The sequence below is a fragment of the Caniella muris genome (genome assembly GCF_943193035.1).
Taxonomy (GTDB): domain Bacteria; phylum Actinomycetota; class Coriobacteriia; order Coriobacteriales; family Atopobiaceae; genus Granulimonas; species Granulimonas faecalis.
Window position 1 is genome coordinate 21,129 of record NZ_CALPCK010000003.1, and the last position, 21,381, is coordinate 42,509.

Annotated in this window: 9 protein-coding genes; all 9 read right to left on the reverse strand. The window is 71.3% G+C overall.

Translation table 11 applies throughout. From position 1 onward, the window contains the following. Positions 1 to 23: 23 nt before the first annotated feature. The 9 genes from NFR49_RS09375 to NFR49_RS09415 all read right to left on the reverse strand — a co-directional run bounded on the left by NFR49_RS09375 (position 24) and on the right by NFR49_RS09415 (position 21,200). Positions 24 to 2,666 carry a DUF3945 domain-containing protein gene (locus NFR49_RS09375; protein ID WP_251159339.1) on the reverse strand — a complete coding sequence of 881 codons (2,643 nt, stop codon included), beginning with the start codon at positions 2,664 to 2,666 and terminating at the stop codon, positions 24 to 26. A gap of 13 nt (positions 2,667 to 2,679) precedes the next feature. Then, positions 2,680 to 3,333 carry a hypothetical protein gene (locus NFR49_RS09380; RefSeq protein ID WP_251159340.1) on the reverse strand — a complete coding sequence of 218 codons (654 nt, stop codon included), beginning with the start codon at positions 3,331 to 3,333 and terminating at the stop codon, positions 2,680 to 2,682. Continuing rightward, complete coding sequence (locus tag NFR49_RS09385; RefSeq protein WP_251159341.1) at positions 3,326 to 3,808, reverse strand: hypothetical protein; 483 nt, start codon at positions 3,806 to 3,808, stop codon at positions 3,326 to 3,328. Before NFR49_RS09385 ends, NFR49_RS09380 begins: the two co-directional genes overlap by 8 nt. Continuing rightward, entirely contained in the window at positions 3,795 to 4,109 is a 315-nt protein-coding gene (locus NFR49_RS09390; protein WP_251159342.1) for a hypothetical protein, read from the reverse strand. Before NFR49_RS09390 ends, NFR49_RS09385 begins: the two co-directional genes overlap by 14 nt. Positions 4,110 to 4,424: 315 nt before the next feature. Then, positions 4,425 to 4,754, reverse strand: a complete 330-nt coding sequence (locus NFR49_RS09395; protein ID WP_251159343.1) for a hypothetical protein — start codon at positions 4,752 to 4,754, stop codon at positions 4,425 to 4,427. A 205-nt stretch (positions 4,755 to 4,959) separates the two neighbouring features. Then, positions 4,960 to 15,648: a Spy0128 family protein gene (locus NFR49_RS09400; RefSeq protein WP_251159344.1), complete on the reverse strand. Its 10,689-nt coding sequence runs from the start codon at positions 15,646 to 15,648 to the stop codon at positions 4,960 to 4,962. 169 nt (positions 15,649 to 15,817) lie between these two features. Continuing rightward, positions 15,818 to 18,433, reverse strand: coding sequence for a hypothetical protein (locus NFR49_RS09405; protein WP_251159345.1), 2,616 nt, complete (start codon positions 18,431 to 18,433; stop codon positions 15,818 to 15,820). A gap of 106 nt (positions 18,434 to 18,539) precedes the next feature. After that, complete coding sequence (locus tag NFR49_RS09410; RefSeq protein WP_251159346.1) at positions 18,540 to 20,243, reverse strand: SpaA isopeptide-forming pilin-related protein; 1,704 nt, start codon at positions 20,241 to 20,243, stop codon at positions 18,540 to 18,542. Between the two features lie 81 nt (positions 20,244 to 20,324). Next, positions 20,325 to 21,200 (reverse strand): class C sortase, encoded by an 876-nt coding sequence (locus NFR49_RS09415; RefSeq protein ID WP_251159347.1) that lies wholly within the window; start codon positions 21,198 to 21,200, stop codon positions 20,325 to 20,327. Positions 21,201 to 21,381 lie beyond the last annotated feature (181 nt).

Below are 21,381 nucleotides of genomic sequence, written 5' to 3' on the forward strand. Positions count from 1 at the left end.
CTTGGGGGTGGAGTGCAGGCCCCCTAGGAACGGCCTCGGGAGGCCGTGCGGGGGGAACCGGCCTTTTTGTGTCCTCCCTTGGTGGGCTTGCCGGAGCCCTCCCGGAGCTCCCGGGCGAAGGCGACCTTCGACCTCTTCGCATCCCAGCCGAGCTCCGCCTCGTAGACGGTGCCGTCCCGGCGCCTCAGGCCCTCCACCCTGACGATCTCGCCGGCGAGCATGCGCCTGCGCTCGTCGTCGGTGAAGGTGTGGCCGGAGAACCGGGTGGGTCCGTCGGCGGTGCGGCCGCCGCAGAACTCGATGCGGCCGGATTCGGCGTCGTAGCGGATGGACGCGGTGTAGGGGGTGCCGTCCTTGCGCTTCAAGGCGACGTCCTCCAGGACGGACCCGGACCGGAGCGCCTCGGTCTCCGCCTCGGTGAAGGCGTGGCCGGAGAAGGCCCTCGGCGGGCCCTTGCGACGGCGTCCGCGCTCGGACCCGTCGGCCTCGCAGAACGAGATCCTGCCATCCCTCATGCGCACGTGGGCGTCGTAGACCTCGCCGGTCTTGCCGTTCACAAGCCCCTCCAGGAAGACCACCTTGCCCTCGGCGAGGTCGGCCTTCTCCTGTTCCGTGAGGGCCTTGCCGGAGAACGTGTCCCGGGGGCCCCAGTCGGACCGGTCGCCGGAGACCCTGACGAAGCCCCGCTCGTTCCTGGTGAGCCGCACCCTCGTGTCGAAGGTGCCCCCCCGCTTGGAGGCGAGGCCGGAGAGAGCCACCTCCTCACCCCGCAGGAGCCGGGACACCTCGGCGTCGGTGAAACGGTGGCCGAAATAGGTGCGGTCGAAGACGGCCAGGGTCCCCTCGAACACGCCGGAGGCGCCCTCCTTGGCAGGGGGGTCGCGGAACTCGATGCCGAGGTCGCGGGCGTTCCGCCTCATCCTGTCGATGTCCGCCTCCACGACGGCCGTGCAGTCGGCCAGGGCGGCGTCCAGGCCCAGGTCGCCGTCCGACGCCTGGCGGCACATCCTCTGGATGCGCTCGGTGGTGGAGAGGTCGGCGATGGCGCAGCCCCGGGTGAGCGAGTAGACGGTGCGGCCGAGGTCGGTGAGGCCGATCTTGCCCGTCTTGGTCTGGTTCATGAGCTGGCGGGCCCGGGGAGGGCGTCGGCCCCGGGGCGCCGCCGGGTCCTTGGCGCATACCTCGGACAGCGTCGAGACCCGGGTGGCGCCGGTCCCGACGTCGTGCTTCTCCAGCCGCTTGCGGAGCCAGTCCACCGAGGGCTCCTGGGGGCGCTTGTCCTTGGCCTCGTGGACGAAGGCGCAGGCCCGGGTGCCGGGGGGCTCCTCCTCCTTGGCCCGGCCGTCGTCGGCCACGTCTCGCCACCCCCTGCGGAGGGTGCGCCTGGCCTCCCCCTTGTAGTCGGGGTGGTGCTCCAGGTGGGCGGGGCGGAGCTCGTAGACGTAGTCCTCAGCGAGGATGGCGAGGGCGCCCCGGGTGACCTCCTTCCAGATCTCGGGGGCGCACGCGCCGTAGGAGGCGAGGTCCTGCGGGTCGTCGGGCACCTTGGACCCGGGCCGGATGGCGCCGTGGGCCATGAACTTCTTGGAGACGTGGCGGGCCCTCGGCTCCGTGTGGGTGAGGAGGGCCGCGTCGACGCCGCAGGCCTCGGCCAGGCGGTCCTTGGCGGCCACGAGGGCGGCGAACTGCTCCCTCGTGAGGAGCTTGTCCTCGGTCCTCGGGTAGCTCACGTAGCCGTCCTCGTAGAGCCTCTGGTAGACGTCTGTGAACTCGTCGGTGGAAACGCCCTTGGCGGCGAACCTGGCGGCGATCCCCATGAGGTCCGGGAGCCTCGGCGGCATGGTGCCGAGACGCCTCACCGGGTCCTTGACGACGTTGTCGTCGGGGAAGGCCGCGAGGTCCACCTCGGAGGGGCTGTCGAAGAGGGGCGCCTCCTCGCTCGAGTAGACCACGCCGTTCTCGTCCCTGTACCGGGCCTGCCAGCGGCTCCGGGGCCTCCACACGGCCCGGGCGTCCTCCTGCTGGCCCACGAGGGTGACCATGGCGCTCTTGAGCCTGCCCACGCGGCACATCGAGTCCTTGCCGCCGGCGATGCGGGTGGCGGCACGGGTGAGCTGCATGGAGAGGTAGTCCCAGCGGCACCGCCAGGTGGCCTTCCTGCAGTCGGGGTCGTCTGCCGAGGACTGCAGGACGTCGCGGTTCTCGAAGGCCTCGACGATGGAGGCCGGCTCCTCGTCGGCGAAACGCATGCGGGTGACAAGGCGGTCTTCGCCGAGGCCGAGCTGGTCGATGACCTCCCAGGCCAGGAGGCTCCCCTCGCCGGTGGGGTCGTTGTCGGTGGCAATGACGATTTCGTCGGCCTCGGGGAGGTCGTGGGAGAGCCGGTCCCACGCCTCGCCGGCGGAGCGGCCGGGCTGGACCGAGCGCCTCCAGGCGATCTCCCGGGCGTCCCAGGGGAGCAGCGACAGGTCCCAGGGCACCATGGCCCAGGCCCTCTCGACGGGGACCTGGCGGTGGGGGTCCGAGTAGCCGAGGACGTGGCCCGAGGCGTAGGTGACGCAGATCTCCTCGCCGTCGCGGGTGAAGCGGTTCGGGCCGTCGGTGCCCGAGAGGGCCTCGATCATGTGACGCGCCGCCGAGCGCTTCTCGGCCATGATGCAGATCATCCCAAGACCCCCCCTACTCCCCCATGGCGGCGTCCGCCTGGCGGGCGAACTCCGAGGCCACGGCGGGCCCGGGGGCGATCCTTTTGACGAAGTCGGCCAAGGCGGTGTCGAAGGTGCCCACCGAGGCGTGGCTCTCCTTGGTCCACCGGGAGAAGGCCGCCGTGAGGCCCTGGTCGAAGCCCTCCCCCGCGAAGGCGATGCCGGAGGCGACGCAGGCGGCCTCGGAGGCGGTCCTCGCCTGGGTCACCTCGACGGCCATCTCGGTGAGGTCCTCCTGGACCTCCTGGGCGAGGTCGGCGGACGCCCGCGAGAGCTCCCCGACCCTCTCCTCGAGCCTGGCGACGGCGGAGACGACGCGCCCCAGGGCCTCGTCGAGGGAGGCCGGCAGGGACGGGTCTGAGGGCCCATGGGCCCTCCCCGGGGCCTCGACGGCACCGAAGGCGGCGATGACGTCTGCCACCCGGGGGGAGTCGAGGCGCCCCGCGGGCTCGTCCGCCATGATCCTCAGGGCGGCGCACACGATGGTCCTGTCGTCGGCCTCGATGCCCGGGACCGACGCCCGGGCAGCCTCCACGGCGTTTCTGGGGATGCGGACGCGGACCGTCTCGCCGCGGACCTGCGCGTCGCATCCGATGAGGCCCACCTCGCGGGCCAGGACTTCATTCATGGGTGCTCCCATCGTCGTTCTCCGGATCCTCGGCCGCGGCCCCGGGGTCGGCGCCGTCGGGGGCGGACGGGCCGTCTCCGGCACCGGCCACGGCGGCCGAGAGGGCGGCCACGGCATCCGCGAGCCTGTCCAGGGACTCGTGCGCCCGGTCCTCGCCGGCAGGCTCCACGAGGGCCGTGAGGGCCTCCAGGGAGGCCGTGAGGCACGCGGCGGCCATGACGGCCTGCCGGGACGAGGCCGCGAGGGCCTCGGCGGCGTCGGCCCGGGCGGCGCGGAGGTCCGCCTCCATGGCAAGGAGCCTCAGATGGACCTCCTGGGAGGGGGTCTCGAGGGCCTGGGACAACCACAGCCTCGCCACGGCCCTGTCCACGACCTCGCCCAGGGAGCACCCCCGGCTCTCCGCCAGGGCCACGACGTGGTCCCGGCAGGTCTGGCTCACCCGGACGTTCAGCTGGCGGTTGTTACGCGCACACATGGAGGGCGTCCCCCCTGTCGAAGAGCGAGACCGTGCCCACCGAGATCGAGCGGAGGCCGCAGCCCCCCATCTCGGGGTCCTCCACGGCCATGGAGATCACGGCGTCGAGGCTCTCCGCCTCCTCAGCCCTCCCATGGGCCAGGGGGCACACGCCGACGACGCGCTCGCCGCCACCGTCGGAGGCGACGATGCGCACCCCCACGACGTACTCGTCGATGGGCACCGCCTCGAGCCTCACCCCCCTCCCGTCAAGCACGTCGTAGGTCTCGACGAATGTCTCTCCCTCAATGACCACGAGCATGGCGTCCTCCTCGTGCGGGTCCGTTCGCAGGTGTCTGTCTAGGAACGACTCTAGGGGGACTGGAGAGGCCGTTGGGTGGGACCGAGACGGTATCAAGCCATCTACCTCGGTATTTTCCAAAATGCAGCCCAAGGTCGGGTGACGGGTGGGCCCGAATCCGGAACGGAAAGGGGCCGGGCCCCGAAGGACCTGGCCCCCATGGACACCGCCGCGAGGGCCATGCCCCCTCTGGCCCCAAGCTCAAGCAGGCGGGCCGTCTCGGGGCCCAGAGCAGTACGCGGGCGCTCTTCTCCCTGACCGCCTAGGTGGCCGCGGTCACCGTCCCTCGGCGTAGGTGGCAGGCAGCCTGTCGCCCCGCCAGTCGAACAGCACGAGATCCCCGAGGCGGATCGAGCGGAGGCAGCACCCGCCGTAGCGGGGCTCCTCGACGGCCTTGGAGATCAGGTCGTCGATGTCGTCGAACTCGTCGAGGGACCCGGTGGCCACGAGGCACTGGCCGAGGGTCGCGTCCCCGTCCGCGCTCTTGCTCACCACCTCGATGGCGATGTCGGACATGGGCAGGGACACCATCTTCAAGCCGACCCCGCAGCCCTCGGGCACCTCGAAGGTCTCGTAGGAGGTGCTGGTCTCAATGGTCACTCTCATGGGCTCTCCTCGATGTCTCGCCGGGTCCAAAGCCGGCTGTCGGACACTATCGACCCAAGAATCGCCGAACGGGGCCCCGAGGGTCTGGATGCTGCAGCACCCACCTGCGGCTATCCGAAAAGTCAGTGACGAACGGGACGAGGGTGAAGAGAGAAAGGGGCCGGGCCCCGAAGGACCCGGCCCCGATGCGGCCTTGGACCGACCCCTACCGCCCGTCCCGGCGGCGCCAGGACCGAATCCGCGCCGCGACGCACATCGCGGCCCCGGCGGCGACGAGGGCGGCGGGCAGGCCGGTGCCCCCGGCGGCGGGCATGGCCAGGGCCGCCCTCGTGCGGTTCTCGAAGACGGGCGGATCGGGAGACCCGTCGTAGGAGACCTCACAGGAGAGCTCTCCGGCACCGGCGTCGGTGGCGACCACCGAGACCTCCACCTCGCGGCCGTCGTAGTCCACGCCGTCCTGGCCGTCGTCGACCTCGGTGATGGAGTAGCGGTACGTGCCGGGCTCGGTGACCTCGACCCCGTCGAAGGCGACGTCGCCGGCGCCGTCGTTGGAGGCCCTGGCCAGGAGGTTGCCGTCACCGTCGCGGAGCTCGAAGGTGAAGCGGCGGTCCCCGGGCGCCTCACCGTCGAAGGTCTTGCGGGCCCTGGCGTGGAACGTGCCCGCTGCCCCGTAGGAGTTGGTCACCACGAGGGTCCGCACGCCCTCCTCGACGGTCTCGGAGTAGGACGCCGTGTACCCGGGGGCCTCGTCCTCGGTGACGGCGGTGACCGCGTCGATGATGGCCGCGGGGCCCTCGACGGTCACAGTCTGGCCGGCGGAGACCGCAAAGGCCTCCCCCGAAACGTAGGGCTCGCCGTCCACCGTCAGGGCGACCTCGGCCTGGGCCTGGGTGAGGTGCAGGGAGGCGAGGGCGGCCTCGTCCACGGGGCCCACGGACAGCCTCATGGAGAACGTCTCCCCGGAGGCGTCGTGGGCGGTCCCGGCGAGCTCCTTGGAGACCCGGAGCCGCTTGGTGGCCACCGTGTTGGTGAAGGTCGGCGGCACCGGGGACCCGTCGTAGGACACCGAGGCCGAGAGAGTGCCGTCGCCGTTGTCGGTGACGGTGGCCGTGGCGGTCACGTGGTGCCCGTCGTAGGTGTAGGCGTCGGAGTCGCCCACCACCTCGTAGAGGTCGAAGGTGTAGGTGCCGGGCATGGTGAAGAGCACCTCGTCGAACTCGACCAGGCCGTCTCCCAGGCTCTCGACGGAGGAGAAGACGTTGCGACCGGGGCCGAAGCCTTGGCCCCCGACCCGGATTTCGGCCCAGTCGCCCCAGCTCGCCCCCTCGGGGCACCTGTAGGAGTCGTACCGCGCCCTGAAGATGAAGGGGGGCACCTCTCCCATGGAGGGGACGGACTTCCTGGCGGAGAGGGTGACCGTGCCGGAGGCATGGTAGGCGTTGGTGAAGGAGACGGGGATGTCGGACCCGGAGACCCCCTCGACGATTGCCGAGACGCCGTCGCCGCCCACGTCAAGGCCGTTGACGCGGACGTAGAGCGTATGGCCGGCGGGCACGTCCACCTCCTCGACCCTGACCGTCTGGCCGTGGGGCACGGAGAGCACGCGGCTCTCGCCGTGGGCGAGCCGGAATTCCTCGGTGCGGCCGTCCTCGAACGTGGCGACGAAGTCGAAGCTCCCGGCCCCGGGCCCCGCGAACGTGCCAAACCTGTCGAACACGGTCACCTGCTTGGTGACGGTGACGGTACCCGGCTCGACGACGTTGGTGAAGGTCATCCCCGCCCCGTCGTAGGCGACGTCGGCCACGAGGCGGCCCTGGCCGTCGTCGGCGACCGTCACGACCACGGTTCGCTCGGTGTCGTCCATGGACATCTTGAGGGCCCCGATGGAGGCATGGGGCTGTTCCGCGGCCTCGCGGACCCTGTAGGTGTAGGTGCCGGGAAGGTTGAGGGCGGGGGTGAGGATCCTCACGGAGCCGTCGGTGCCCGAGACGCCCTTGGACACGACCTCGCCGGAGTCGTCCACGAGCTCGAAGACGTAGCCGTAGGGGCTCGCGGTCCCGGCGCCCACGACCTCCTTCTGGGCATGGACCTCGGCGCGCACCTCGGTGGGCCGGTAGGCGTTGACGAAGGTGGCGGTGGAGTCGGCGCCCGGCAGGACGGTCCCCATGTCCCCGGAGGACGACACCAGCACCCAGCCGGCCGCCGTCTCCTCCCAGACCCTGTAGGCGGCGCCCGCCGGCAGGCCCTTCAGGGTCGCCTTCTCGCCGGGGCGCAGATGGATGGTGTAGGTGCCGTCGGACCCCTCGACGGTGCCCGCGAGATCCTCGAAGACCGGGGCGAAGGAGACCTTGCCCCCCTGGGCCCACGAGGCGTCGACGGCCCCGGTGCCACGGCCCGGCAGGACGTGGGAGTCGGGGGCGGCCGTGGGGGCCCAGGCCACGAGGCGCTTGCCGGCGGGCGGCTCCACCCAGGGGGTCTCGGCGACACCGGCCTCGGGGTCGACCTCGAAGGAGGCGGCGACGGACCCGTCGGCGCCGAGGAACTCCACCGTGACGGGGGCGTTCCTCCAGACGGCGTAGAGGGTGACCGAGTCCTCGGAGGCGTCCATGAGGTCGGAGGCGTTGCAGGAGGTGTTGTACTCGTCGCGCACGACGATCGGGCCCGACCCCTCGGGGTCGCGGCACCACCCGGCGAACGTCTTGCCGGCGGGGCCCGTCAGGGCGGACCCGTCGGGGATCTCGACGGTCCCGCCGGACTCCCCCTCCCACTCGAACTCTACGGGGTCGGGGGCGGTGCCCGTGCCGCCGTTGAGGTCGAAGGAGACCGTCTTGTTGGAGTCGACGAGCTCCCAGATGCCGTCCGTGGTGTTGGTCCAGCTCATGGCTTCGCCCGTGCCGCCGGAGAAGGCCCGGTCACCGTCGCCGTAGCGGGTCCTCCACAGAGAGCCCGCGCTCGCGACCTTGTCGTTGCTCTCGTAGAGGGACCTCCCCACCATGGTGGAGTCCGACCACCCGCTGAAGGCGGGGTCGTGGGAGCCCGCCGCGGAGACGAATCCGGTGCCGACCCTCGTGAGGGCCGGGGTGTCCGTGAAGGTCCTCCCGCGGTCATAGGGCGAGCGGGAGACGTACCAGAAGCGCAGGGCCGAGGCGTCCGTGAGGGACCTGCAGTGGCCGAAGGTCCCCGAGAGGTCCACCACGGGGGCCTCGGAGCCGGCCTCCCGCACGTCGAACCACCCCTCCAGGGCGTCGAGGTCCTCGATGGCGGTGCCGTTGAAGGTGTACTCGAGGCTCACGGCGCCGCCGGCCGCCCTGCCGGGCCGCCAGGAGGCGAGGGGCGTGATGTCGGAGAGGCTCGAGCAGCCCTGGAAGACCCCTGAGAGGTCGGTGCAGGCGGAGACGTCCAGGGACGAGAGCCCGGAGATGTCGGAGAGGCTCGAGCAGCTGCCGAAGACCCCTGAGAGGTCGGTGCATCCGGAGAGGTCCAGGGACGAGAGCCCTGAGATGTCGGAGAGGGCGGAGAAGCCCTGGAAGCCATTGCGAAGCGAGGTGGCGGACAGCTCCCCGTCGACCCGGACCGAGACGACCTTCTGCTTGAAGTCGACGGCGTAGTTGCCGTCGGCATCCTTCCACCCGCCGTCGACAGCCCCGCCGCCAATGACCTCCAGGGTGGCCCCGGCGCCGCCGTGGAGGGTGAGCACCCCGTCGTCGGAAAGGGTCCAGGGCACGTCGGTATAGCCCACGGTGCCGGAGGCGACGACGGTGCCGTCCCCCGCCGACGCGACCGCCTCGGGGGCCGCCGGGGCGGCGGCGGCCTGCGCGCCGAGGCCCAGGGGGGCCGCCTCGGACGTCCCGTCAGGAGACGCCGCGCGGACGGGCGAGAGGTCCGACGCGAGGGATGTTCCGACCCTGTTCCAGGTGCCGCTCAGGGTGCCCCCGCGCAGGGTGCCCACATCCTCCGTGGCGAGGATCGACTCGAGGGTCGCCGTCGTCGAGCCCTTTCGCCACGTCGCGGAGAGGACGGAACCGTCCAAGGAGCCCAGGGCGCCCCTGTAGTTGTCCCAACGCAGGGCGACCTCGTCGTCCGAGAGCGTGGCCGGGAAGGTCGGGATCCGGAGACAGGTGAGGAACAGGGCTCCGTCCCCATCAAACAAATTGCCGGAGTTAGTGTACCTGCGACTCCAGTCCCAATCCCCGATCGCCGAAATGTCGGCAAGGGAACTCGTCCCGCAGAACATCAAACTGATATTCGCCCCTTCGGGCAGCCTGAGGTTGCCGATGCCGGAGAGGCTCTTCAGGCTGCTGCACCCGAAGAACATGGGACCGCAGTTGGTGGCGCTCTCCAAGGTCCACGAGCTCAGGGCGCTGATGTCGGTCAGGTTTTTACACTCGAAGAAGATTTCGGCAAGGGTCTCGACACCTCGGAAGTCGAGCCCGCCCAGACCGTCGAGGCTCTCGAGATTCGTGCAACCGCTAAACATTGAATCTGCTCTCTTGACCTGGGTCGCGTCCCAGGAGGAGAGGCCGGAGAGCTCACGCAGATTTTTGCAGTCGTAGAACAGCCTACTGGCGTCACTCGGCAGTACGATGTCACCGATGCTGGCGACACGCATGATATTAATGCGGAATGCGTGCCAGGGAGAGCGTGCGTAAGACTCAGGGTTCTCCAACTCGCCCCTGGACCCGTCCTTGGGGACGACCATGAGGGTCCCGTCGGAGCCGATGCCCCACCAACAGGTGCCGGACTCCTTCTTGACCCTGCCGCTCTTGGAGCAGTCGAGCCACGTGGCATAGACGGTGCCTCCGTCGGGCACGGCGCCCAGGTCGACCTTGTTGCCGTCACTGTCGCCCCACCAGAGGAATTCGTAGCCCAACGGGCCTGCGACCTCGCCGGTCTCGTAGGAGCCACCGGGGACATAGGGGAGGGTCTGCGAGTCCGTGCCGCCCACGGTTCCGCCGTTGCCGTCGAAGGTGACGCCCTTGGGCTCCTCGGGCCAGGCGACCTCCACCTCGTCCGGGCCCCCCTCCACCTGCACGTGGAAGGTGAACTCCCGGTTGGCGTCGCCGTCCGGCTCCATCTGCTTCTCGACGGTGACCGAGCCCTCCTGGAAGCCGTTCTCGAAAGCGGCCCTCCCGGGCCCGTCGACGATCTCGGCGACGATGGCCCCCTTGCCGTTGTCGGTGAACCGGAGGGTCACCTCCTCCTCGTGGGTGTCCCAGACCATGGCGTCCCTCACGGCCTGGGCGAAGGCCTCGGCCTTGTCGGCGTCGACCCACCGGGTCGCCCAGTCACGGGTGAAGACCGAGTCGTCCACGACCTCCTTGACCGTGTAGGTGTGGGGCTCGAAGAACTCCTCCTCCCCCACCGTCTGGTCGCCCAGGGTGTAGACGGGCTCCCAGGACCCGTCTGCGGACAGCCGGCTGTAGATGTTGGCCCTGATGCCGAGGGTGCAGGTCCCGGTGACGCTGTCGGGCCGGGTGGTCGCCACCTGGTTTCCCTCCCCGTCGTAGGCGGCGATGAGGAAGGGCGTGGTCCCGGAGCTGTACCACCACTGATCCACCGGCAGGGCGTCGGCGAAGCCGTGGCCCGTGGGGTCCTTGGTCGCCCCGAGGCCCTTGAAGACGCCGCCCCATCCGGGCCAGGTCTTGGCCACGGGCATGCCGTAGGAGCCCTGGGCCGAGTAGCCGTTCACGAAGCGGCACTCCCCGACGGGCGCGAACGCGCCGCCATCGAGCCTGCTCACCTCCCAGTCGGTCGCCGACAGGCGCCCCGCCCCGTCATCGACGACGGTGGCGCTCACGCGGTAGACGCTCGTGTCGTAGGTGATGTAGGAGAGCGACCCCTTCACCTCTTTGAGCTCCCAGGTGACGCGCCTTCCCACGTCCGTCATGGAGAGAGCGAAGGAGAAGGGGACCTTGCCGCCCTCGGAGGTCTTCACCGTCGCAATCGGCCCCGTGGCCTGCCCCGCCTCCACCCGCTGGGAGGTGAAGGAGAACTGGCCGGCCGCCACGTCGCGGCCGACGAGCTCCTTCTCAGCCTCGAAGGAGGCGGTGCCCGTGGCCGTGTAGCGGTTCTCGAAGGCGGCCTCTACGGTGGCGCCGGCCTTGACCGTCCCGTTGGCGCCCGACGACCTGACAAGGCTCCACCCGGGGGCGGGAAGCTCCCTGACCTCGTAGGTCCAACCCTCCCCCACCTGGGGGAAGGAGGCCGTCTGGCCGGAGGGGATCTCGAAGACCTGGCCGGGAACGTAGGAGGTCTCGTCGCCCGCGACCTCGAGGGCGACGGCCTCGGTCACCGGGGCCCCGTCACGGTCCCAGAACCGGACCTGGAAGGGGTGCCTGGCCCCTTCGGGGCTGTAGCCGACGACCCGCTTGACCACGTCGAGCCGGCCGTAGGGCATATAGGTGTTGACGATGGTCCAGGTCCCGTCGACGCTCTGGGAGGCCTCGTGGAAGGCCTCGGAGGAGTAGGCTGTCTCGGCCCCCGTCTCGCCCAGGCGGTAGGTCACCCTTCGGCCGCCATCGAAGGCCTTGAGGCCGGCCACGGTGAAGGGCCACTCGTCGCCGGCCCCCTCGCCCTCGGGAGCCTCGGGGGCGTAGACGCGGACCGTGCGGTACAGCCTCTCCGGACCGCCCTCCGGCGTGCCCCAGACCCCCACCGTCACATAGGCCGGCCTGCGGCCGGCGGCGTCGTGGCCGTCGTCCCAGACCTTGGTGCCCGACACCGCCACGGTCTCGGGCACATGGCGGTTCGTGACGCGCCAGGACTCGACGGAACCGGACACGGACTTCGAGTAGGAGGCGACGTAGCCTTGGGGCACGTCCTCCGCCACCGTGTAGGTCCCGCCGGCCAGGTCGCCGAAGCGGCCGTGCCAGCCGTTGTCCTCGGAGAGCAGCGCCGTGCGGCCGGTGTCGGCGCCGTCCCTCAGGAGGCGCACGGTCACCGAGCCCGGGCGGGTGCCGTCGCGGTTCGAGTCGTCGTCCCAGACCTTGGTCACCTCGACGGAGCGCTCCTTGAGGCCCACCTTGGTGTAGTCCATATGGACGATCTGGGACGGCTCCGCGACGCCCTGGGCGCTCGTCTTGGAGGCGGCCATGGCGACGTTGTTGTAGGCGTGGTAGCCGCCGGACCCGCCCTCGTCGGAGATGTCGGCCAGGGTGGAGTCGACGACGGCGTCGGGGGAGACGCCGTTGTCCGCGGCCACCTCCGAGACCAGGGGCGCGGACATCCTGAGGTAGGCCGAGACCGACGCGCCCGCGTCGAGGGTGAAGGGCCCGCCGTCGGCCGCACGCGTGCAGTCGATGGCCACGGCGCCCACGTGGGCCGGGCGCTCGGTGGACCAGACCGAGGCGTCGGAGAGGTCGAGGGGGTAGCCCTCGTCGAACACGAGGTCGTCACGGCCGGAGTAGTAGACCACAGGGTCGATGCCCGCGGCCCTCATCTGGGACAGGTCGATGGAGGAGAGCTCCCCCTTCCAGTGGGTGTCCCCGGCGTCGACGCCGGAGGGGTCGTAGTTCTCCAGGGAGTCGAGCAGGACGATGCCGGAGAGGCGGGTCGCCTCGTCGTTCTCCACGTGGATCCGGTAGGTGTAGTCGCCGCCGCTCCAGACGTTGCGCTCGTCCTGGACGATGCCCTGGGCCGTGGGGCTGGAAAGCCCTTGGGAGAAGCGGTTCTCGCCGTTCACGTCCACGGACTTGGAGAGGCCGGTGGCATAGGCGCGGTCCACGCCCAGGGGCTTCGCCGACTTGGCGTAGACGGCCACGGGGCCGGACCCTCCCACGGCCGCGAACGCCCCCTCGGCCCCCGAGGCGGCCTCGGCGCTGTGGGTGTGGGCGCCGGTCCGCCCCGGCACCTCCCCCGCCCGCCCGGAGGCGTTGGCGAGGCTGTCGGAGTCGGTCACGTACATGGCGTGGCAGACGGGGGCGTCGCCCCAGTCGGCGATGGCGGCCCAGGTCATGGAGGCCTCGAAGGCGAGGCGGAACCTGTCGCCGGAGACGCGGCGGTCCCCGTCGGTCACGAGGGCCCGGATGCCGGTGCTCCAGGTGACGGGGACCTCGAGCATGGTGCGGCCGGTCCCCTCCCAGTCCTCATGGGCCCTGACGGCGCCCACGGTGCCGGCGCTCCGGCCGTCGCCGTTGAGGGCCCTGACCGAGGTGACGTCGGGGACGACCCCCGGGGGCAGGAGCTCCCAGAAGGTGCCCGAGGCCTCGTGGACGTAGGCGTTGTCCCACAGGTTGCTCCGGGAGGCGACGTTGGAGGCGCGGGTCACCGTCGTCTTGTAGGAAAGGGATGCGCGCTGGGCGTCCACGTCGTTGGTCGCGCTCACGTCCTGGGCGGCCTCGACCGAGACCGTGAGGCCCTCGAGGTAGTCGCGGCCGGTCTTGGTGCGGTCGAAGACCACGCGGCCGCGGGACTCGGGGAGGATGGTGAGGCGGGCCGAGTTGTCGATCTGGGTGGAGGGGTCGTCCTCGCCGGCGAACAGAGCCGCCACGGCGTCGGAGACCTTGGGCGAGGACGCCTTGAGGCGCACGGTGGCCATGATGTCCCAGCACTGGGCGTCGGCCCTGGTGTCGAGCTCGCTTCGCCAGGCCACGGCGCCGGAGGGCAGGTCGATGCCGTCGCCGTCGGCCACGGCGCCGTTGGACGCGGTGTAGGTGCCGGTGGCGGGGGTGTAGGTGCCCACCTCTCTCTCGGCCCCGGATCCGTCGGTGGCGAAGAAGCGCATGGTGCCTGCGAGCCCGTCGGCCTCGCAGGGTAGGTAGCACCAGTCGCCCGGCTCCACCTGGCCCCAGGCGGTGTGGTAGCCGGTGTTGCGGTAGGCGTTCTGGGTCCTGTCGGACTGGGTCCACTTCCGCTGGGTGAAACGGGACACCCGGATGCGGCAGAACTCGTAGTCCTGACCCGTGAGGGCCTTGTCGTGGTCGAAGACGACGGCGTCGTCGTAGATCGTGTAGCGCACGGGACGACGGCCGAACTCTCCGTCGTCCTGCTCGCCGTCGCCGTCGAGGTCCTCCCAGGTGTAGGCCGCGTCGAAGCCGAGCTGCTCGACCTTCCAGGAGACGAGCACGTCCCTTCCCGCCGCCAGCTCGTCCAGGGCCGTCGGGTAGAGGCCGGCGACTTTGGCCTTGCCGTCCTCGACGATGTCGGAGTCGCAGGTGTACTCCCCGGCTCCCTCCTTGAAGACGTTGAAGGCGCCCTGGGGGTTCTCGAAGGCCTTGGGGCTGTAGGACTTCACGGCCGAGGCGCTCTTCGAGGTCACGTTGCCGTCATCTGCGCCCTCGGCCCTCCAGTCGCAGCCGACCGACAGGTGGTAGGTGTTGCCGTCGGAGAAGGCCGACCTGGGATAGGCCACGTAGACGTACTGGGTCGCGGCGTTACCGAACACGGTCTGGCTCGTGCCGACGGTGCGGGTCGCCTCCCCCAGGACCCGGGCCCCGGCCACGCCGCTCGTGTCCCGGACGGAGAGGGACAGGTCGTAGGGCTGGCTGCCCGTCACGTGGGCGTAGGTCTTGAACGAGGCGTAGACCCAGTCGCCCTCGAGCTTGAGACCCTCGGGCACGAAGGAGCTGTCGGCCACGCCGAGCTTGTCGGCCACGGCCACGGCGTTGTCCAGCGCCGCGTAGGTGGAGACCCCCAGGGTGAGGGGGCCCGCGTCGCGTCCGATGACGGTGCCGGAGGGCAGGGCCACGCGCACCTCGGGCGCGAAGGGATCGGAGACCGAGCCCGAGGCCACCTTCAGGGGGTCGATGCCGGCCACGGTGAACTCGAAGGACGCCTGGGTCGCCGCCGAGAGGGTGCGGGTGTTGGCGAGGACGTAGGAGTCCCCGTCCTCCGTGTAGGCGAACGTGGCGCTCGTGGAGGGGGCCTTGGGCACGGCGAGGGCGAGGGTCCCCAGAAGGGCGCCGTCGCGGCCGCGGACCACCTGCTTGGGGATGCGCACGGTCACGGTGCCGGCCTTATGGTCCACCGACCCCGAGAGGGCGACGCGGACGCGGATACGGGCCGAGACCGCGGTGGTGTCGGTGCAGGAGAGGGACAGCACGCCTCCCTGGGCGGCCCCGTCGAGCCACTCCGCCGACACCGAGTCGACGAACGCCCCCTCGGCGCTCGCGGGGACGTCCGACGCCTCCCTCACGGAGAACGTCGCCGCGGGGGCGGCCACGAGCTCCTCGTCGCCGTCGAGGGAGACCGTCTCCTCCCCCGGCTCCACGGGACCGTCGAGGTCGGGGGCCTCCCCGGCGGACCCGTCGGCCGGGTCGTCGTCTTCCGCCACGACGGGGACCTCGGCCCACTGGGCGTAGAGGGTGAGCGTGCCGTCGCCGTCGACGGCGTCGAAGACGTCCACGGTCTCGCCGTCGGCCACGCGACCGTCGCCGTCGACGTCGCCGGCGAAGGAGAACCTGTCGAGCTCGGTGCCGGGCTCTACGATACGGGCGCGGGTGACCACGCGCTCGTAGGGCTCCCCCTCCTCGGGGGTGACCGTCTCGGTGACGTCCTCGTTGTCGGGTGTGGTCGACCAGCCGGCGAAGGTGAACCCCTCGCGGGAGAGGTCCGGGATGGGCACGACCACCCGGTACAGGGAGGGGTCGTGGTCGGCCGCCTCCCCGTCCCCCGTCTGCCCTTCGGCCTCGGCGACGGTCACCTCGGGCTCGCCGACCTCGACGGGGTCCATGGCCTCGCCTACGCCCCCGTTGGCGTCGAAGGCGACCGTGTAGAGCCTGCCCATGCGGCCGTCGAGCACCTGCTCCCACGCCTCGCGCGAGGCGGCGTCGGCGGAGGCCGCAGCCAGGGCGTCCGCCACGGCGCTCGTGGGGACGGTCGAGAGGACCATGAGGGCGGACAGGGCCACCGCGGCGATACGCTTCGCAAGGGCGGCTTTGGGGTTTCGGCGGGACATGGCGTCATCCTCTCGTGGGCAGAGAAGGGGCAAGGAGACGGAAGGGGCTTTCCTGGCGAAGGCCGCCTCCCGGGAACGTCCGGCCGATGTGCCCCTCAGCACGGGACCGGACCTCCCCGGGAGGAGGCCCCCGTCGAAGGGGGCCGCCCCGTGAGGGAGCGAGTGGAACCTAGCGGCCGCGGCGCCCCGTGAGGGAGCGGACGAGCGGGACGATGCCCGCGAGGCCGGCGGCCAGGAGGCCCGCGGCGGCACCGACGGGGGCGCCGAGGGTCGGGACGGACCCCGTGCGGGCGCCGTCGGGACGCGGTGCGGCGGCCGTGGCCGCACCCTGGCCGGCGCCGTCTGCGCCGTCGGCAGGGACGGCGTCGGTGCCGCCGGTCACGCCCCGGCCGTCACCGGTGCCGCCGGGGCCGGAGGGGGTGCCGACACCGGGGTCCCCGGCCGGGTCGTCGGAAGGGTCACCGGGAGCCTCGCCCGGGTCGTCACCGGGAGCGTCGGGGCCCTCGTCCGGGTACTCCCCGGGAACGTCGTCCGGGTCGTCGACCGGGTCGTCGGCGGGGTCTTCGCCAGGGTTGTCGCCGGGGGTGTCGGGGCCGTCGTCGCCGGGGAGGTCCCCGGGACCCTCGGCGTCACCCGCACCCGGGCCACCGGTCTCGCCGTCGGACGGACCCTCCGGGAGCTCGGCGAAGAGATCGCCGAGGCCCTCGTGGGAGAGCATGCGGGCGACGGTGCCCAAGGGCCCCTCGAGGGAGTAGGGCACCGAGAAGCTCAGCCTCCCGGTGGAGGGGTCGACAGCCGAGGGGGGAAGGACGACGGGGACGACGCCCTCGGCGCCGGGCTCGAGGGAGAGGGTCCGGCCGCGGACCTCGATGGAGAGGGGCGCCACCCCGACGTTTTTCACGGCCACGGGGACCGTAACGGTGCCGTCCTCGGCCGCGGGGAGGGCGGAGGGGTCGGCCCCGTCGGCCAGGGCGAACGAGGCCCTCGGGGCGAGGGCGGCCTCGCGGCACCCGTCGGAGACGGCGGCGCGGCAGGAGGCGGAGACGGAGGGCCCGCCGTCCCACGAGGCCGAGGCGCCCACGTCGAGGGCGCCGGCCACGATGTCGTCGACGGTCAGGGGCACGTCCACCGCGACGGTGCGGGTGGCGCCGGCGTCGAGCTCCACGGTGCGGGAGACGTCGGCCACCTCGACCGTGACGGGGCCGGACGCGCCGCCGACGGAGGCCACATCGACCGTCACGGGCACCGTCCAGACGCCGCTGTCGGAGAGGCGGGCGTCGCCGGCCTGGGAGACGGTCAGCCCGACGGAGGGCTCCGGCTGCGGGATCTCGACGTCCAGCGCGCCGCGGACCTCGTACCTCTGCACGTAGGCCGCCAGCTGGCTCGTGATCCTACCGCAGGTGACGTCCCAGGCTCGCACGGTGTAGGGGACGTCGACCTGGCGGGTCTCGCCGGAGGCGAGGTCGTCGGCGATCTCCACGGAGGGGCTGCCGACGCCGAGCCTCACCGGCCCCCGCAGGGCGGAGTCGCCGCGGTTGGTGACGGAGACCCGGAACGTCGCCACGTCGCCCGCCGACGCCCCCTCGGGCACCGAGGCCGACACGAGCTCGAGGCCCACGGGGCACGTCTCGTCGTCTGCCCGGTAGTAGCGGTCGGGGAGGTGGGACTGGAGCCGGAGGGTGCGGGTCTCCCCGTGGAGGGTCACCTCCACGGAGACGTCGACGTGGTCGTCCGCCCACTCCTCCTCGGTCGGGTAGTAGGCGGCCGAGATGTAGCGGCGCTCGCCGGCGGCGAGGGAGCCGTGGTCCTCGGTGGCGACCCTCTCGCCGGAGACCCTGAGGGTGTCGGCGGAGGCGACCGAACCGTTGGAGACCGCAATGGCGATCGGCAGAAGCCAGCGGCCCTCGTCGTCGCGCTGGGCGCCGTAGGCGTAGGACTCCGGGTCGAGGCGGGCCCTCCACTCCCCCCTCGGCACCTCGCACCTCACGGGCGCCACCATGTCGCTCGTGATGGAGGCCGGCGTGAGGGCGCCGGCGACGTCGTCGGTGGAGGTGTAGCCGCGGTAGGGCAGCTCCCAGGTCAGGGTGCCGTCGGACGCGATGGAGGTGACCTTGACGGGCCAGGACACGGTGCGGGTGGCCCCGGGCATGAAGTAGGGGCTCCCCAGGCCGTCGATGTAGATGCAGGCCCAGAGCCTCGTGCCGTCGGCGGCGACGCTGGTATTGGTGACTGTGAGGTCGATGACGGCCGTCATGGCGTCGCGGTCCACCTCGACGTGGTCGGCGTCGAAGCCCTCGGCGAGGGCCACCGAGAAGGTCGGTGCGGGGAGGTCCTCCTTGGCGAGGGCGCGCCGGAGGGTCGGGGACGCCTCCTGGACGGACTCCGCCGGGCCCTGGATCGGGACGGGGGTCGGGACGGGCTCCGGGGAGACCACGGTTGCGGCGTCGGAGCCGCCGTCCGCCGCTGGGGCCTCCGCTGCCGGCGCATCCGCTGCCGGCTCCTCCCCTGTCGGCTCGTCCGCGACGGGCCCGGCCGTGGGCTCCTCGGCGGCGGGGCCGCCGTCGCCTCCCGTCAGGTCCTCCCCGGTGCCCTCCGGGGCCGCCTCCTGCGGCTCCGCGGTGGAGCCTTCCTCCTCGACCGAAACCTCGACCGCGGCGTCGGAAGGGTCCTGGGTCTGGACGGCGGTCCCGGCGACGGCCAGGGTCGGCTGGGCGGCCAGGGTGGCGGCCATGGCGATGGACAGGATGGTGCGCTTGGGGTCCGCGCAGCGGGTACGGCTTGACATCTCGAGATCCCTTTCCTCTATCTCGTCTCCTGCAGGTTTCCGGCCCTCCCCTTGGTGGGCCGGGGGGCAAAGGGGGCCGGGACGGCCCGGCCCCCTAGGCACTCCCCTACTCGGAGTCCTTCTTGGCGCGGGCGAGCTTGACGCCGGACACGGCGATCAAGACGCCGCCGGCCAGGATGCCGCCCGCGATGCCGGCCATACCGGTGACGGGCATCTGGGGGCCGGCGATGTTGACGACGGTGGCGACCACGGTGGCGTCGTCCACGGTGAAGGTGGCGGCGCCGCTGGGGTCGGCCGTCTCGGTGGCCGAGATGGCGGTGATCTCGTCGCCCTCGGCGGAGACGGTGGCGGAGATCTTGAAGCGAATCGGATCGATGGCCTTGTGGCCGGCCGGCACCTGGGTCTCGGTCAGGGTGTACTCGATATCGGCCTCGAGGCCCGTGAAGGTGAAGGTTCCGTCATCGCCAACGGTGACGTTCTTTCCGAAGTCGACAGGGTCAGAGCCTTCGGTGGCGGCACTGAGAGTGAACTTGGCGCCGGACAGGGCCCCGGCGTCATCACCCACCTTGTTCACCTTGAGGCTGTAGCTGTAGAGCTTTGCCTGATCCTCGTTGGAGGAGTTGGTGCCCTTGCCGTCGACGTAGGGATCGTAGGAGAACTCCACGTGCGCCGTGTTGACCAGCGGGTTGTTGAGAGACTGAGGGTTGTCCCAATAGCCAGCGTTGCCGAAGGCCGTGCCTTGGATGTTCGTGTGCGCGACGAGCTTCACATCCTTCATGACCTCATCCGCCACACCGAGGGTCTTGAGGGCGGCTTTGAGGTCGTCGACCGACCAGGTGAGGGTCTTGCCGTCCTCGGATACGACGAACTTGGCTGGGACCGTCGGGGAGTCGTTGCCCTCGATCGTGACACCCACGACGTCGAGCGTGTCAACCTCGAGCACGGTGGTGGTGCCGAAACCCGCCATGCCGTCCGGAAGGATGTCGACGATCTTGTACTCGAAGGTCTCGAAGTCGGCGATGTTGGAGGGCACCGTACCCGTGATCTCGTAGCCGACGGACTGGACTCGGCTACCGTCGGCACCCTTGATGCCGGTGTCCGCCACCTTGCCGTAATCCTTATCCCAAGCGACGTCTCCAACCTCGCTGGTGGCGTTGTCCTTAACCTTCTTAGAGACAGTGGGCACTGACTTCTTCACTGCGACGGAATCCACCGCGCCGTCGGCGGAGGCGACCTTGCCGTCCTTCACGGGCACGAGGATGCCGGAGGTGGCCACGTAGCCGTCGCCGCTGTTGGCGTCGCTCGCGCAGATGAGGTAGTAGCCGTCGGCGAGGCCGGCCACGCTGGCGGTGCCGTCGGCGCCGACGGTGACGTCCGCGTTACCGGCGCTGCCATAGAGGGTGCCGGAGAGCTTGTTGGCGAAGGATTGGCGCTTGGCCTCGGGCAGGTCGGCGACGGCCTGGGCGATCTTGTTGGCCCAGGCCACGTCGCTCATGGACTCCGGCTTGGCGTCCTCGACCTCGACGCCGGAGGCCTTGAGGGCGCCGATGACGGCCGCCTGGTTGGCGGCGTTGACGGTGATGTCGCCCATGTGGAGCTTGCCCTCGGCATCGGTGGTGAAGGAGCCGCCGAAGAGCTTGTGGACTCGGTAGGACTCGCCCTGCACGGCACCGGTGATGGCGAAACCGGCGCCCTCGGCCGCGAGAGCCTGGACGGCCGGGGCGCAGACGCCGCCGACAAGGGACAGGGACAGGCCGGCGACGCAGGCGGCGCGGGCGGCGCAGGCGATCTTGGACTTGGGGCTGAACATGTGTCTCTCCTTCTCTCTGCCCCGGGTCTCCCGGGGCCTCTGTCTTCCTGGGGCTCCCCGGCCCCTCTCACGGGGGCGGCTCTAGGTCATAGGCCCTCCCCTCCCCTCGCAGGCGCCGCCCCGCCCTTTGCGGAGCGCCTTCGAGACCCTCCTCCCGGCGAAAACGCCGAGGAGGACGAAGATCACCAGGAGGAGGACCCAGACGCGCGTGTCGTGGGCCATGGACTCCACGACGCCCACGGCGCCATCGAAGCCCGCGGGGACCTCGCAGCGCTCGCCGTGGACCAAAAGGCGGTGCGAGTTGATTCCGTAGGGGGTGCAGGTGACGAGGGTCGCCCTGTCGGCGCCGGGCTCGATGGAAAGGCTCGAGAGGTCGTCGGGCTCCACCACCTCCGATGAGGTGACCCGGTAGCAGACGGTCCTGCCCAACACCTTGAATCCGAAGACGTCGCCCTCGGAGAGGCGGCGCAGGTCGTCGAAAGCGCGCATGCCCTCCATGCCGGAGTGGCCGGTGACCACGGCGTGGGTGGAGGCACCGCCGACGGGCAGGGACGTGCCCTCCATGTGGCCGGCACCTGCAGAAAGCGACGCGTCGGAGGTACCCCGGTACATCGGCATCACGAGGCCGATCGCGGGGACCTTGACGTAGCCGAAGGCCGTGTCGTGGCCGTCCCTGGAGAGCTGGAGCCCGTAGGGGAGCACCTCGACGCCGTCGGCGCCCTTCCCCGCCAAGCGTGCGTTGTAGGCCTCGGCGTTGGCGAGGAGGGCCTCGTCGGCGCTGCGGTCGGCCTCCCTGTCGGCGAGGTCCATGGAGGCGGCCACGTCGGCCCTGCGGGCGGCGTCGACGGCCTCGACCAAGGGGAAGCTGGCCATGAGGGCGAGGCCGAGCGCCATGCCCAGGACGGGCAGGATGCGGCCTAGGCGCCCCTTGGCAGATCCCTTGGTCTCCCTAGTCACCGAAACCACCCCACAGGAAGTCCCAGCCCATGAGGGCCAGGGCGACGAGGCAGCTGAAGACCGATGCGGCGGCCGCGACGAGAACCACCGGGGTCGCATCGGAGACGGGAGCGACAGGGCAACCCTTGACCGCAAGCACAATCGCCCCCAAGGACACCCCGGCCGCGAGCCTGGGCCGCCA